This window comes from Rhodococcus sp. PAMC28707, from assembly GCF_004795915.1.
Taxonomy (GTDB): Bacteria; Actinomycetota; Actinomycetes; order Mycobacteriales; family Mycobacteriaceae; genus Rhodococcoides.
In genome coordinates this window covers 3677723-3692671 of the sequence record NZ_CP039253.1, presented here as the reverse complement: position 1 = coordinate 3692671, position 14949 = coordinate 3677723, and the positions used below count along the sequence as shown (strand labels likewise).

Annotated in this window: 13 protein-coding genes; 3 read left to right on the top strand and 10 right to left on the bottom strand. The window is 64.5% G+C overall.

The genetic code is table 11. The features are described 5' to 3' along the window. Positions 1–13: 13 nt before the first annotated feature. Both E5720_RS16825 and E5720_RS16820 read left to right on the top strand, forming a co-directional pair. Entirely contained in the window at positions 14–1930 is a 1917-nt protein-coding gene (locus tag E5720_RS16825) for a hydantoinase B/oxoprolinase family protein (RefSeq protein WP_247596344.1), read from the top strand. Between the two features lie 9 nt (positions 1931–1939). Then, on the top strand, positions 1940–2773 hold the full coding sequence (locus tag E5720_RS16820; protein ID WP_136171591.1) for an NmrA family NAD(P)-binding protein: 834 nt from the start codon (positions 1940–1942) through the stop codon (positions 2771–2773). Between the two features lie 21 nt (positions 2774–2794). Here E5720_RS16820 and E5720_RS16815 read toward each other — a convergent pair whose 3' ends face one another. Further along, the gene (locus E5720_RS16815) at positions 2795–3424 is read right to left on the bottom strand and encodes a MerR family transcriptional regulator (protein ID WP_136171590.1); all 630 of its coding nucleotides are present in this window, start codon (positions 3422–3424) and stop codon (positions 2795–2797) included. A 108-nt stretch (positions 3425–3532) separates the two neighbouring features. Between E5720_RS16815 and E5720_RS16810 the strand changes: the two genes are divergently transcribed. Then, positions 3533–4015: a DUF4188 domain-containing protein gene (locus tag E5720_RS16810; protein WP_136171589.1), complete on the top strand. Its 483-nt coding sequence runs from the start codon at positions 3533–3535 to the stop codon at positions 4013–4015. Between the two features lie 182 nt (positions 4016–4197). On the opposite strand, the gene E5720_RS16805 is transcribed toward E5720_RS16810, so the two are convergent. The 9 genes from E5720_RS16805 to E5720_RS16765 all read right to left on the bottom strand — a co-directional run bounded on the left by E5720_RS16805 (position 4198) and on the right by E5720_RS16765 (position 14908). Beyond that, positions 4198–4812 carry a TetR/AcrR family transcriptional regulator gene (locus tag E5720_RS16805; RefSeq protein WP_136171588.1) on the bottom strand — a complete coding sequence of 205 codons (615 nt, stop codon included), beginning with the start codon at positions 4810–4812 and terminating at the stop codon, positions 4198–4200. 31 nt (positions 4813–4843) lie between these two features. Beyond that, on the bottom strand, positions 4844–5815 hold the full coding sequence (locus E5720_RS16800) for a DMT family transporter (protein ID WP_247596011.1): 972 nt from the start codon (positions 5813–5815) through the stop codon (positions 4844–4846). A 4-nt stretch (positions 5816–5819) separates the two neighbouring features. Next, positions 5820–6977 (bottom strand): acyl-CoA dehydrogenase family protein, encoded by a 1158-nt coding sequence (locus tag E5720_RS16795; RefSeq protein ID WP_136171587.1) that lies wholly within the window; start codon positions 6975–6977, stop codon positions 5820–5822. Positions 6978–7071: 94 nt separating this feature from the next. Further along, a complete protein-coding gene (locus E5720_RS16790; RefSeq protein ID WP_210729891.1) occupies positions 7072–8496 on the bottom strand; it encodes an aldehyde dehydrogenase family protein in 1425 nt (474 codons plus the stop codon). Then, positions 8493–10073: a 5-guanidino-2-oxopentanoate decarboxylase gene (locus E5720_RS16785; protein ID WP_136171586.1), complete on the bottom strand. Its 1581-nt coding sequence runs from the start codon at positions 10071–10073 to the stop codon at positions 8493–8495. The genes E5720_RS16790 and E5720_RS16785 overlap by 4 nt, the downstream gene beginning before the upstream one ends. A 1-nt stretch (position 10074) precedes the next feature. Further along, on the bottom strand, positions 10075–10881 hold the full coding sequence (locus E5720_RS16780) for an SDR family oxidoreductase (protein WP_136171585.1): 807 nt from the start codon (positions 10879–10881) through the stop codon (positions 10075–10077). A 54-nt stretch (positions 10882–10935) separates the two neighbouring features. Further along, positions 10936–12981 (bottom strand): acetate--CoA ligase family protein, encoded by a 2046-nt coding sequence (locus tag E5720_RS16775; RefSeq protein WP_136171584.1) that lies wholly within the window; start codon positions 12979–12981, stop codon positions 10936–10938. Between the two features lie 32 nt (positions 12982–13013). Then, a complete protein-coding gene (locus tag E5720_RS16770) occupies positions 13014–14120 on the bottom strand; it encodes an ABC transporter ATP-binding protein (RefSeq protein WP_136171583.1) in 1107 nt (368 codons plus the stop codon). After that, the gene (locus E5720_RS16765) at positions 14117–14908 is read right to left on the bottom strand and encodes an ABC transporter permease (protein WP_210729890.1); all 792 of its coding nucleotides are present in this window, start codon (positions 14906–14908) and stop codon (positions 14117–14119) included. The genes E5720_RS16770 and E5720_RS16765 overlap by 4 nt, the downstream gene beginning before the upstream one ends. Positions 14909–14949: the final 41 nt, after the last annotated feature.

The following is a 14949-nucleotide window of genomic DNA, read 5'->3' as shown; positions in this document are numbered from 1 at the left end:
GACTGTCATCGACATGGTTAACAACAAGCCCTACCGATTGACTCCCGTCGACGCACCCGCGCCCGACCCCGTCCTCGTCGAGATCGTGGCCGGGTATCTCGCGAGCGTCGAAATGGAGGTGGAGACTGCCATTGCGCGAACCTCCCGCTCGCCGATGATCCGCGACGCGCACGATTTCCGCGCGGGAATCTACGACCGGAACATGCGCAAGCTCACCGGCCGCTCCTACTCCGCCCTCGTGCAGCCCGTGGTCCGCGACTTCCCCATCGACACGATGAAGCCCGGGGACGTCTTCTTCCACAACGACGTCTACCTCTCCGAAGGCGGCATCGGCCACCTCCCCGACCTTTGCGTCACGGTGCCCGTGTTCGCGACGCTGCCCGGGGCGGACAAGCCCTCGGTCGTCGCGTTCGTGCAGGCCTTCGGCCACCACGACGATATCGGCGGCTGCTGCCCCGGGTCCATGCCGTCCGGCGCCACCTCGGTCTACGAGGAGGGGCTGATGGTCCCGCCGATCAAGCTGTGGGACCAGGGCGTGCCCAACGAGGCGGCGCTGCGAATCATGACCCGCAACTCTCGGATGCCCGACGCGTTGGCCGCCGATCTGGACGCCGAGTGCTCGGCCTGCCTGATGGGTGCGCGCAGGCTGACGGAGCTGTTCGAGCGCTACGGCGTCGAGACCATCGAGGGTTGCTTCGACGCTTCGATGGATGCCTGCACCGAGACCTATCGGCGCGAGATTCTGTCCAAGATCCCTGTCGGGGAGTACACCTGGGAGGACTACGCCGAGCATGACGGCGTCGATGAGCCGATGCTGCACGTGCAGCGGATCACGATGACCAAGACCGCGCCCGAGGACGAGGGCGGCGAGCGGCTGATCCTCGACTTCACCGGCACCGGCCCGCAGGCGAAGGGGCCGATCAACCACTGCGGTGACTACGCCGACGGCAACTTCCTGGCGAAGTGGCTGGCGCCGGTGCTTCGCAGCCTCGCCGACACCCCGGAGCGGATGGCCGAGCTCGACGTCAACGAGGGCATCATCCCTCTGATCGAGATGAAGTTCCCGGAGCCGGGCACGCTGATCACTCCGATCTTCCCGGCGCCCACCAACGCCCGCACGTTCGTGATCCTGCGGCTGCTCGGCGTGCTCACCGGTGCCATCGCGAAGGCAGTCGACGGCAACATGCCCGCCGACCAGGAGACCATCCGCTACACCGGTGTCTACGGTGAGGATTTCGAGGGCCAGTCCTACCTCATGCGTGAGGTGCTCGGCGGTGGCTCGGGCGGTCGCTATTACGCGGACGGTGAGGACACCATTCACGTGGTGCCGGACTCGCGAAACCTGCCCACCGAGTTCACCGAGAGCCGTTTCCCCTTCATCGTCGAAAAGCTCGGTCTGGCAAAAGATTCGGGCGGAGCCGGACGCTACCGCGGTGGCCTCGGGTACGAGAAGCACATCCGCATGCTCAAGGATGCGCACTTCATGTCCATCGCCGACCGCTCCATCCTCGCCTGCTGGGGTGTCAAGGGCGGCAAGGCCGGGTCGCCGTTCTCCGTGGTGATCAACCCGGGTGAGCCCAACGAGCGGCTCTTCGACGCGCTCACCGACGCGGAGCCGATCCGTGCCGGGGAGACGTTCCGGATTCGCACCACGGGCGGCGGAGGCTGGGGCGATCCGCTCGAGCGTCCCGTCGAGGAAGTGGAGCGCGATGTGTTGTGGAACAAAGTATCTCGCGAAGCTGCTGCCACAGACTATGGTGTGGTCATCGCCGAGGGCGAGGCGAACGCCGATGCGTCGGCGACGGAGAAGCTCCGCGGCGAGATGCGCGGCGCACGCGCGGACAACGAGCCCTTCTTCGATCGGGGGCCCGGTTACGAACGGCTCTCCGGCGGTGCGAAGTTCGCCAAGTACGACTTCCTCGACAGCTGACGTTCACCTGTGAACAGCGATAGCGCCGGTGGCACCGACATTGCAGTCGTCGGTGCCACCGGCAAGACCGGAGAGGCCGTGGTTGCCGCCATCGAAGGGCGGGCCACGGTCCGGCCGCTCAGCCGCACCTCCCCCGAGCATCCGATCGATCTGGACACCGGCGAGGGTCTGAAGGCGGCTTTCGCCGGATGCACCGGGATGTACTTCATCGCACCCAATCTGCATCCGGACGAGCCCGCCGCACTTCGGCGAGCACTGGAGGCCGCGAGTGACGCTGGGGTGCACCATGTTCTCTATCATTCGGTCGCGTGGCCATACAGCCCGCGGATGCCGCACCATATGGACAAGGCCCGATGCGAGGACGACCTGCGGGCGTTCGCCTCGCGTCACGGAATGCGTTGGACCATCCTGCAGCCCTGCGCCTACGCGCAGAATTTCGAATCGATACTCACCGGAGAATCCACCGACCTTGTGGTGCCGTACAGCACCGAGTCGAAGTTTTCCTTCGTAAGCCTCGGCGACGTCGCCGAGGTGGCCGCCCGAATTCTCCTGGCAGCCGAGGAGCATCACGGGGCCACGTACGAACTCGGCGGGCCCGAGACAATGAGCGTCGGCGACGTGGTTCGACTCATCGAGGAGATGACGTCACGGTCGGTGGCGGTGGAACAACTCGATGTCGAGCAATGGATGCACACTTTTGGGCAGAGTCTCGGCGTCGATGGCCGCGCCAGGCTCGGGGCGATGTTCGAGTTCTACGACGATCGAGACTTCCTGGCCGGCGGAATGGCAACCAAGGCCTTGCTCGGACGGGACCCGACACCGGTGCGTGCCCTGGTTCGCTGAACCGCCCAGTTACGCAAGCGCCTACTTGTCCCTATCGATCCGGAAGCTGGCGGCTTCGAGCGCGAGGCGTCGAATCTCGGCGAGGGCTCGTTCGAGTATCACGGTCCCGAGAAGCATCGTCTCGACGGCAGCCGTGCGGTCCGGCATGGCTCGGGCGTATTCCACTTGCGCCTTGGCGGTCCGCTCGACGGTATCGGCTGCTGCATCGAAGTCCGTGAGCGTTATCGGAAAGTCGAATCTGCGCAGTGTGGCAACAAGTTCGGCCAGCCGGTGTGGCGCGGGAGCATTCGGCTCGATATTCCAATCCCTGTCGGCGAGCCATGTCTGCACCTCACCATAGGCAGTCTTCACCTCGACCGGCTCGTCTTCGTCGGGGAGCTGGTCGAGGCCATGCATGACCGCCCCGAATGCGTCGTGGATCGACGTCGAGTCATCTTCGACTGCGGCCAGTGTTGCGCGCACATGCGAGATCGAGAGTCCCCCGATGTCGATCAGGGAGCGAATCAACCGCAGTCGGCGAATGTGATGTTCGCTGTACACAGCTTGGTTGGTCGCCGTCTGCGCGCCACCGACCAGCAGACCCTCACGCAGGTAGTACTTGATGGATGCAATGGACACCCCGCTGCGCTGGCTGAGTTCGGAAACCCTCACCGCTGAACCCTTGACATCATTTATCGATAGTAGCACTATCCATTATGGATAGAGACGCTATCGGTGCCGTGTGATCGACTGCGGAGCCGTCAACGAAGGGATGCGTACATGATCCGAAGTCGAGTCCAGACCGGCCGGTACACCGCAGTGGTCGAAAGTGAGTTCGTCGTCTTCCTCATCGGCATACGCCTCAACAAGCTATGGAAGATCCACAAGTGGATCGGCCCATTCCTCGCCATGCCGCGAATGCTGCAAGAGTTACAACAGCACCCTGACAAGGGCCTGCTGGGCGCTCGGATGTCGTTGGGGGGCCGCACGATCACCGTGGTGCAGTACTGGCGCAGCTTCGACCAACTCGAAGCATTTGCGAAAAACCCGAACGATCCACACCTACCGGCATGGAAGGCGTTCAACAAACGCGTCGGCGCCGGCGGCGACGTCGGGGTCTACCACGAGACATACCGTGTCAGCCCTGGTCAGCACGAGTCGATCTACTCGAACATGCCCATCATGGGGCTAGCCGCAGCCGGCAGATCGGTCGCAGTAGGAAAGCGCAGTGAGACAGCGAGAGCACGCATCGCGGGGTCATGAACGGGGATTCCGGATGTGGCAGTTCGGTTCCGAAACCGACCAATCATGTAGGACCCTTCTGGCACAGCACCCAGCATGAAGTCCTCCCTCGAGGCTGCGCGGACGACCGGCGTCGTGCGGTCGAAGACGCAGATGATCGTTGCTCGCTTCCAACGAAACGCGTTGTGCTGCCTACCAGGGCTTCAGGTCCGGATGGGGTCGGCGGCGAGCATGATCGAGTCGATGTACGAGTCGCATAGTTCGAGCATGCGTGCTTGCGTCACGTGGGTGGACTTGTTCAAGGCCTGAATTGCCAAGCCGTCGAGCATGCTCAGAAGCATGTCCGTCAGGTCGGCAGGGTCGGCGGCCTGGTTGAGAACGCCCTCTGCTGCGGCATCGTCGACGGTGGCACGAACAATTCCCCGCCAGGTTTGGTAGATGGTGTCGTTGAGCGCTTGTAGCTCCGCGCTGCCGAGTGCTGCCGCCCAGAGTTCCACCCACACTCGCCACGCTGTGATGGTCTCGGGTCCAGCGGGTAGGTAAGACTCCACCAAGTGGTGCAGGTGCGCACGAGGTGATTCTTTGCCCTCCCCGATCCACTTGCGGCGCTGGAGCGAGTTCTCGAAGTTGAACGCGAATGCTTCGTGTAGCAACGTGTCTTTCGACTCGAAGTAATAGTGGACGGTGCCACTACTTATGCCGGCTCCCTTCGCCACATCGGCTACCCGGACGCCCCGGAACCCCAACTCCGCGATGCTTTCACATGCGGCCTGCAGGATTTGCTGCCTACGCTCGGCCTCGACACTCGGGCGTGCCATGTTGATCACCACTCCTTCTCATCACTGTTGGCTACCGTATCGGACAAGCAGTGGAGTGACTCGCGGACGAAAGCGTTCGCGTCTGCCTTTTCGTGGAGGTCGCCCACGGCAGTACCCCGCACGCCAGCAGAATTACCGCCATTCCGGCCCATTGTCCAGGCATCAGGGACTCTGCGAGGACAAGGCTTGCAGCCAGCACACCCACTATTGGCTCGAGCAAACCCAGCAGGCTCAACGAGACCGCACCGAGCCTGCGCACCGCATAGAACGCACAGCCGATGCCGACCGGAATCATGAAGACCCCCTGCAGGATCACCGACACCCACCCCATCGATGTGATCGCCAGGCTCTGCCAGGTCACCAAGGCGACCGCCCCAGCGGTCAGCCCAGCGCCCGCCGTAACCAGACCGCCGGCGACCACGGCTCCCACTTCTTGCACCCACCGCTCACCGAGCACTAGGTACAGGGCATAGCCCAAAGCGCTGGCCACTGCGAGCCCGATGCCCGCCAGCTTGACGTCTGCCGCCCCGGTCCAGCCGACCAGCCCGATTCCCCCGATCATGACGAGGCATAACGCGATAACCAGCGGGCTGTGCCGCTGGCGGTAGGTCAGCCACACCATCAGGAGGACGAACACCGGGTAGACGTGTACCACTACGACCGCGACCTGCACGCCGGTGGACTGAACGGCCGCAAAATAACAGAGGAGCTGAAAGCCGAACAGGGGCCCGCACACCAGCATCAGCTTCGCAGGTGTCCGCCACGACGTACGTCGAATCCGGCCGGTGGCCCAGGCGAACAGCAGGATCGCTGCTGCCCCGAAGAGGCTGCGCAGCGCGACGAGCATCGTCGGTGTCAATCCGGTTTCGTAGGAGAGTGCGGCAATCGTCGGTGTGAGTCCATAGACTACGGCCGACAAGACGCCGCACGCCCAGGCGACAGCGACGTGCGGCGGGGTGGCCGGATTCGCTTCGACGCCTGGGCGTTTGGTCGACAGTGACACGTGGCTAGAGCTTCCGCGAGATCACGAGTCGCATGATGTCCGAGGTTCCTTCCTCGAGCTCTTCGAGCTTGACGTCGCGCATCCACTGCTCGACGGGGAATTCGCGGGAGTAGCCCCAACCGCCGAGAGTCTGGATCGCCGCGTGGGTGACGAACATGGCCATCTCCGAAGCCGTCAGTTTGGCCATTGCAGCCAGCCCTGTCGAATCGTGGCCGGCGTCGAGTGAACGAGCTGCATGCAATACCAGCAGGCGCGCGGACTCGATGCGATTTGCCATGTCTGCCAACCGAAATGCGACGGCCTGGTGCTCGATGATCGGCTTGCCGAACTGGGTGCGGTTACGGGCGTAGTCGAGTGCGAACTCGTAGGCCGCGCGCGCTGAGCCGACGGCCGCTGCGCCGAGCACGATGCGCGAGATATCGAAGGTTTTCATCAGACCGATGAAGCCTTGGCCTTCGTCTCCGAGTCGATCCTCGTCGGGGACGAAGACGTCGTCGAAGAACAGCTCGCGGCAGACGATTGCGCGCTGGCCCATCTTCTTCATAGGCTCGCCCCAGCTCAGACCCGCCACGTCGCTCTTGATCAGGAATGCGGTAATCCCCTTGGACCGCTCGTTGCGGTCCGTCTTGGCGAAAACTACGTACTGACTGGCCGCGCCGGCGTTGGAGATCCACACCTTCTGGCCCTTGATCTTGTATCCGCCGTCGACCTTGGTGGCGTAAGTGACCATGGATGCGGCGTCCGAACCTGATCCCGGCTCGGTGGTCGCGAGAGCCGTCAGCAGGGGCGAAGTGCCGGTCAGTGGACGCAGCCACTTTTCCTTCTGCTCATCGGTACCGAGCTCGAGGATCGGGTCGGAGAAGAAGCCGTTGGAGCATACGAAGTTGCCGATACCGGGATCACCGAAGCACAGTTCCTCTTGGACCAGGCACTGGGTGAATACATCGGTGAACCCGCCGCCGCCGAACTCCTCCGGGATCATGTAGTCGGTGATGCCGACCTGCGCGGCCTTCTGGAAGATGTCGACGGGTGTGACCGTGTCGGCCTCGTCGACCTCGCGGCCACGGGGGCGGATCTCCTTCGCTGCGAAGTCGCGGCAGAGCTTGACGATCTCGCGCTGCTCGGTGGTGAGGGCCCAGGGCTCGAACGCGGTGAGGGTCATCTTGATGGCCTTTCTTAATTGACTGGTCAGTTAACTATGTACCGAAGTGTCTGAAATGTAAATAGATGCGCGAAAGTTGCTCGTATTCAATGGTTCACATCTGCACCGACGTCCATTCCGTGAACTCCTCGAAGCCGATCACACCGAGCTCACGGCCCAGACCGGAGAGCTTCCAGCCACCGAACGGCGCCAGCGGGTTGAACAACGCGCCGTTGATATCGACCTGCCCGGTATCGAGTCGTGCCGCAATCTCCAGTGCAGCTTCCGCATCCGCCGACCACACCGCGCCGGCCAACCCGTAGTCGGTGGCATTGGCCAACGTCACTGCATCGTCCTCGTCCTCGTAGGCCTCGACGACCAGGACCGGGCCGAAGATCTCCTCGGTGGTCACCGGATCACCGCGTTCGATACCGCACAGAACCGTCGCGCGCACGTAATGCCCGTCGAGTCCGGGGATTGGATCCGAGCCGCCTGCCGCGACCCGCGCGCCGCGCTCGATCGCGCCGTCGACCGCAGCCAGCACCGACAGTCGTTGCTTGTGCGAGACCAACGGACCGAGATCGGTGCTGCGATGGGTCGGATCCCCCACCACCAGCGCGTCGGCACGCATCGCGGCCAACGTCACGGCCTCGTCGTAGCGCTCCTGCGGCACCAACAACCTGGTCCACGCGCTGCACGTCTGTCCGCTGTTGAGCATCGCGGCGTCCACAGTGGCGGGTACCGCGACTTCGAAGTCCGCGTCGGCCAGCAGCACCGAGGCGGACTTCCCGCCGAGTTCGAGGCACGCCCGCTTGATCAGCTCGCCCGCTGAGCGGCCCACCTGACGGCCCACCGTGGTGGAGCCGGTGAAGGACACCACTGCGACATCGGGGTGCTCGGTCAGCGCAGGTCCGAGCACGGTTCCGGAGCCGGGCAGCAGGTTCACCACCCCGGCGGGGAGCGAGGTCTCGAGCACCGCGTCGCAGAACAGGTACGTGGTGATCGGAGTCAGCTCGGCGGGTTTGAGCACCGTGGTGCACCCCGCTGCCAAGGCCGCACCGACCTTCGCCGCCAACTGGTAGAGCGGATAGTTCCACGGCGTGATGCATGCGACCACCCCCGCCGGGCGACGCAGCAGCACCGAGTTGCCGGTTCGCTCACGTAGCGGGGTGTCCCGTGCAATGACGGCGAAGGACTCGATGATCTCGATCGCCAAATCCACGTGGGCCTCCTCGGCCACCGTGATCGGCGCACCGACCTCTGCGATCGTTGCTGCGACCAACTCGTCCCGGCGATCACGTAGTGCGGTCACCAGTTCTTCCAGTGCCGCCGAGCGCTGCTTTCCGGTGGTCCGGCCCCAGCCCACACCTGCGGCGACTGCGGCCGCGACAGCAAGGTTCACGTCTGCCACGGTGGCGGACGCGGCCCGGCCGACGATTTCACCGGTGGCAGGATTCTCCACATCCGTCGTAGTCGAGCGCGGTTCCCAGCGCCCGCCTATCAATACGGTGTCGCGCATCCAGTTCTGCGGTGCGGTCATGACTTCTCCTCGCGAATGTGAATGACGGTGGGCCTATCGGCCGCGAAAGCTTTCGTGACCGCGTCGGTCAAGTCGGCCGAGGACTCCAGGCCGACACCCAGACAACCCATCGAGCGGGCCAGGGCAGGGAAGTCGATGGCGGCCAAGCCCACCGCGTGGACGGGGTCGGATCGTTCGATCATCTCGTCGCGGATCTCGCCGTAGCCGCCGTTGTCGACCACGATGATCGGCAGCGGCACAGCGAGTTCCGCGGCCGCGGCAAGTTCGGCGATGGTGAACATCACGCCGCCGTCACCGAGCATCGCCACAACTTGCCGGTCACCCGCCGCGATCTTTGCGCCGATCGCTGCGGGCAGTCCGTAGCCGAGAGTGCCGACACCCGTCGGGTAGAGGAAGGAACGCGGCCGGTGCAACGGCAGGTTCGCCATGGCGCCGTAGTAGCAGGCCATTGTGGAGTCGCCGACGAGTATCGCGTCCTCGTCCAGCGCCTTGTCGAGTGCGGCGAGAATGCCCAGGTAGTTTTTGCCCTCGACCTCTGAATCGGACCGCAGCCTGATACGCCACTGCGCAGCACGCTGCGTAGCGGGTTCGCGAACCAACCCGTCGGTGAGCGCGCGCAAAGTCGCGGACGCGTCACCGATCAGTGCCACCTCGGGAATCGCGTTGGTGCACACCGAAGTCGGGTCGATATCGATACGGATCAACTTCCCCTCCGCCTCGAGCGGCCCGTACCAGAAGTCCGAAGGCGCGAGCTCGGTGCCGACGGCGAGTATCGCGTCGGACTCCGTGACCAGCTCCTTGACCGACGGCAGATGCACGCCCGCCCCGAGCGAGAGGTCGTGACTTTCCGGCAGTACGCCTTTGCCATTGGTGGTGGTCAGCACCGGAGCTCCCAGCAGCTCCGCCAACTCCCGCAATGGGGTTGCCGCACCAGAAGACCCGCCGCCCGCGATGATCAACGGCGAGTCTGCCGCTGCCAACAATGCGCGGGCCGTCTCCAGTGCAGCCACGGGCGCAGTCACCGCGGACTGAGCAATCGGGCCGAGGATGGTCACGGGTGCCGCCTCGTCGAGAATATCGAGAGGGATCTCCAAGTACGCCGGTCGTGGTCGGCCAGAGGTCATTGCGGCGAAACATTGAGCGACAGCGAGCGGGATCTCCGCGACGCTTGTCACCCGTTGGCTATGTCCCACAACCGAATCCATTGCGCCGGTCTGGTTCTTGATCTCGTGCAGGATGCCGTTGCCATTGCTCGGGTGCCGCAGGGGTAGTCCTGGCGAAATCAATAGCACCGGAATGGAATCGGAGTATGCCTGGGCTGCAGCGGCAGCGGTGTTGAGGATGGCCGGGCCGGACGTCGTAATCGCCACTCCCGGCTTGCCCGACGTGCGCGCGTAACCGTCGGCCGCGTACCCGGCCCCCTGCTCGTGCCGGGTGAGCACGTGGGTGATCTGCGACTCCGCGAGCGCGCCATAGATCGGCAGGTTGTGGGTACCGGGAATACCGAATACCGTCCGGACGCCATGAGCTTCGAGCGCGGCAACCAGCGCTTGGCCGCCGTTCATGTCGGTTGCCATTTCAGGCCTCGTTTCGAGGATCGGTGTAGATCGCCTTGCCCAGCCACTGCCCGCCATCGACGACAAGGGTTTCGCCAGTGACGTAGGCGGCCCGGTCGGACAGCAGGTAGGCCGCGGATTCCGCTACCTCCTCGGGTGTGGTGAACCGGCCCGCCGGCACGCTGGAAAGTACACGGGCACGGGCCTTCTCGTCGGGCCACAGCGCGGCGCCGGCGCCCTCGGTCTCCGTCGGTCCCGGCGCGATGCAGTTGAGCCGGACACCGCGCGCAGCCCACTCCACTGCCAAGGTTCGCGTCATCGCAACCACCCCAGCCTTTGCTGCGGCGCTGTGCACGGTGCCAGGGTGTCCGTGCCACGCATAGGTGGCGATGGTGTTGAGGATCGCGCCCCGGCCGGCGGCGAGCATGTGCTTGCTGGCAGCGCGAGTGCCGTAGAAACTGCCGTTGAGGACGATGTCGATGACCGCCTTCCAGCCGCCCGGTGACAGGTTCTCACCGGGCACGACGAAGTTGCCAGCGGCATTGTTGACCAGCACGTCGAGGCGGCCGTGCCGTTCGACGACGCCGTCGATCAACGCCTCGACCGCTGCGGCATCGCGTACGTCGCAGGTCAATGCTTCACCTTTCCCTCCGGCAGCCTCGGCGAGGCGGACGGTCTCGAGCAACGGCTCTTCGCGGCGCCCGACTACGGCTACGGTGCCTCCCGCTGCGGCGTAGCGTACTGCGATGGCCCGGCCGATCCCCGATCCCCCGCCGGTGATAACGGCGACGCGGCCGGCGAACTCGTTACGAATATCTGGTGCAGTCATGTCGATGTCCTTGCTTGTCAATGCTTCTGAGAAGATTTGGGCTTCTGAAGAGATTCAGTAGGAGGGTTCTTCGATGATCAGTGCGTCCACCGCAACGATGCCGTTCGGTCCTACGCGTAGCGGATTGAGCTCGATCTCCGAGATGCTCGAGTGGGCGGCGGCAAGTTCGGAGACTGCCACGACAAGATCGGTCAGTCCGGAGATGTCCACCGCAGGCTTGCCGCGCCAACCGAGTAACAGTGCGTGGCAATGGAGTCGCTCGATCATCGCCGCGGCGGTGCTGCGATCCACGGGCGCCATTTCGATCGCGACGTCACGGTAAACCTCCGCCTCGGTGCCTCCAGCTCCGACGACCACGACAGGTCCGAGGTCACGATCGCGGCGTACACCCAGCAGGATTTCCACGACGTCCGGGCGCCGGTCCATCTCCTCGAGGATGTACTCGCCGTCGCCGAGCGTGCCGTGCATCTGGGCAAAGGCTTCGCGGGCATGCGTCACGTCTCGCAGACCGACCGCTACGCCGCCGACCTCGCTCTTGTGCTCGAGCCAAGCGGCTTTGAGGACGAAAGGAGCCGTGAGCTCAGCGGCTACTCGGTCGATGTCCTGGGCCACGAGAACGCGGCCACTGCCGGGGAACTCGACCCCAGCTCGACGCAGAAACGATTGAGCCGCAGGATATCCCGGGCCGATCGGAGTGTGGTCTGGCGCCGATACGGTCATCTCTCGACCGGATCGTTGCAGGGCGGTAACAGAGGACAGGGAGGACACCGCAGCCTCGATACTGGCGTAGGCCGGGATACCGTGTTCCCACATCGCCTCGATCGCGGGGCCCTCTGCCACCATCGAATGCACCAGCAATGGCTTACCTGCCGCGCGTGCCGAAGCCGCCATTCGCTCGACCAAATCGGTTTCGCAGGCGGCAAGAGTTGGTGTGTCGACGCCGTAGCTGCCGAAGTAGCCGGTCAACAGTACCGAGTCCACTTCCTCCGATGCCAGCATCTGCTCGACGACGGTGGCGTAGGTGGTCAAGTCCTTCTCGCCGGCTCCGGCGAGATCGACGGGATTGCTGACCGCAGCACCGTCCGGCAGCATGTCCGTCAGGGCGCCCGCCAGTGGTTCGCTGAACGCCGCAACTTCCAACCCGGCCATGGATGCAACGTCGGCCGCGATACCGGTCTGTCCCCCGCTGTCACCGACTACGCCGACACGGCCGCCGGCGGGTAGGTGCGCCGACATCAGCAGTCGCGCCACCTGAATGATCTCGGTGGGGGTATTCACTCGCACCGCGCCCGCGGCACGCGCCGCCGCATCGACGACATCCAGTGCGGAGGTCATCGATCCGGTGTGCGAACGAGCCAACCGGGTGCTGGCCGCGCTCGCGCCCACGGTCAACAGGATCGTGTGCTTACCGGCCGCGCGCAGTCGGGCGATCGTCGAGATCAGTTGCCTGCCGCCGGCGAAGCTTTCGAGATAGAGAGCAACGACTTTGGTGCGCTCATCGCCGATCAGGTCTTCGAGCAGCTCGGCCGCTATTACGTCGGTCTGGTTTCCGATGGAAACGAAACGTGAAATACCCAGTCCGGCGCGATCTGCGAGTGTCGCGATCTCCGAACCGAGCTGGCCGCTCTGCGAGATGATCGCGATGGAGCCTGGAGTGAATTCACCCCAGGCCAGCTGCAGCGTGGTCGAAGCGTCGAAGATGCCGAGGCTGTTCATGCCGACCATTCGGGCCCCTGCTGCCTTGATCCGCGCGCCGATCTCCTGCTCGCCGGGTGCTCCGGCGGTGATGCCGAGAAATCCACGCACTCCCAATGCGAGCGCTTCGTCGACGACCGCGCCCACCGTAGCCGGCGGCACGCACAGCGCCACGAGCTCCGGCACGGCCGGTAGATCCGCGATGCTCCGGTAGCTGCGCTCGCCGAGGATATCGGCCCCGCTGCGGTTGATCAGATACACGCTGCGCCGATCGCGGCCTTTGAGTGCGCCGCGTGCCAGCCAGTATCCCCACTTCGACAGATCCGCCGACGCCCCGATGACGGCGACCGATTCCGGATCTGTGAACACGCGCAGGCTTGCGCCGGCGATCGTGGTAGTAGCCATAGCGATGGAACTCCTGAGTTGGTGAGGCTGGTTCAGCGATCGAGGACGGTGAGATCGACGGTGGGCCAATGCGCGTGCACTGCGGCACCGGCCGTCACCGCGTCTGCTGTATGCGGGACGGGGGTGCGGGCGATCAGCAGACGACCATCCGATGTCCGAACCTGCACCTGACGGCAATTGCCGAAATAGACTGTGTCCTCGACAGTTCCGTCGATCTTGTCGTGGTCGGCGGCGACGGTCTCGCCCGCACCGATGATGCCGATGCGCTCGGGACGCAGCATTACGCTGGCCGCTCCGCTGGGCGCGGTGGCCGGTACCTGGAAGCGGTTCGAAGTCTCGTTCTCGGTGAAGACGCCGCCCGTGATCGTGCCCGTGAAGATATTCGACGCGCCGATGAATTCTGCCGCATAGGTGCAGTTCGGGGATTTGTAGAGCTCCTCGGGAGTACCTACCTGGACGATCGCGCCGTCGCGCAGCAGTGCGATGCGGTCGGACATCGCGAGTGCCTCGTCCTGGTCGTGGGTGACGAACACGAACGTGATGCCCAGTTCCTTGTGCAGGCGACGAATTTCCAGTTGCAATTGTTCGCGCAGTAGCTTGTCGAGCGCGCCGAGAGGCTCGTCCATCAACAGCACCGGAGGGCGGAAGACGACCGCGCGGGCCAGCGCCACTCGCTGCTGTTGACCGCCCGAGAGTTCCGACGGCATCCGCGCGCCGAGGTGGCCGAGCTGGACCAACTCCAGTGCGTCGGCGACGCCCTTCTTGATGTCCGCTTTGTTCCAACCGTGCCTGCGTAGCGGGAAGGCGACGTTCTCGGCAATGGTCATGTGCGGGAACAGTGAGTAGTTCTGGAACACCACGCCGAAGCCGCGCTTGTGGGGCGGCACCTTGGTCAGCATCCGTCCATCGACTTCGATGTTGCCGTCGGTGGGCTTGATGAACCCCGAGATGATGTTGAGAAGTGTGGACTTGCCGGAGCCGCTGGCCCCGAGCAGTGTGAGGAACTCGCCGCCGCGGATGTCGAGGTCCAGGTTGTCCAGCACCGTGGTGGTGCCGTATTTCTTGGTCACGCCGGTGACGGTGATGCCCGCGCCTGGCTTGTCGGTTGCGGCCGGGGTTTTCAGGGTTGCGGTGCTCATGACGTTGCTCCAATCGTGGCGCCGGCGTTGCGGTGCCGGTACGTGCGAATGCTCAGGCGGATCAGCTTCATCGCTCCGAACAGGAGGAATGAGCCGATGATGACGAACAGGGTCAGGCCGGAGATGGCGGCGACCGTCGGGTCTACGGAGACCTTGACGCCGGACCAGATCCGCACTGGCAGCGTGGTCATTTCCGGTCCGGAGAGGAAGATCGCGCTGACAACCTCGTCCCACGAGGTGATGAAGGCGAACAGGGCTCCGGCAAAGACGCTGGCTGCGATGTTCGGGAATGTCACGCGGAAGAAGGTGGAGATCGGTCCCGAACCGAGGCTTTGCGCCGCGAGTTCCAACCCTCGGTCGAAGCTGACCAGCCCGGAGGCCACATTGATAATTACGTACGGCACCGCCAGCGCGGTGTGCACGAGCACGAAGCCGAGCGTCGTCTCGGTCAGCCCCATTTTGAGGAAGACGATGTAGACCGCGAGGCCGACGATGACGTACGGCACGATGACCGGCGCCAGCAGCAGTGCGGTGAGCGCCCCGCGGAACGGGTACTTGCCGCGGACCAGGCCCAGCGCGGCCAACACGCCCAGCACTACCGCGCAGATCGTCGAGAGGACCGCCACTCGCAGACTTACCAGCGCCGACTCGATCCAGGTCGGATCGTTGATCAGCTGCTCGTACCAGCGGGTGGAGAACGCCTTCGGTGGAAATTGCAGGAAAGCGCTGTCCGAGAAGGACATCGGGATCACTACCAGTACCGGCAGGAGGAGGTACGCGATGGTCACCGCGGCGACGAGAATCAACGCCGCCCGGGTCAGGAGTCTAG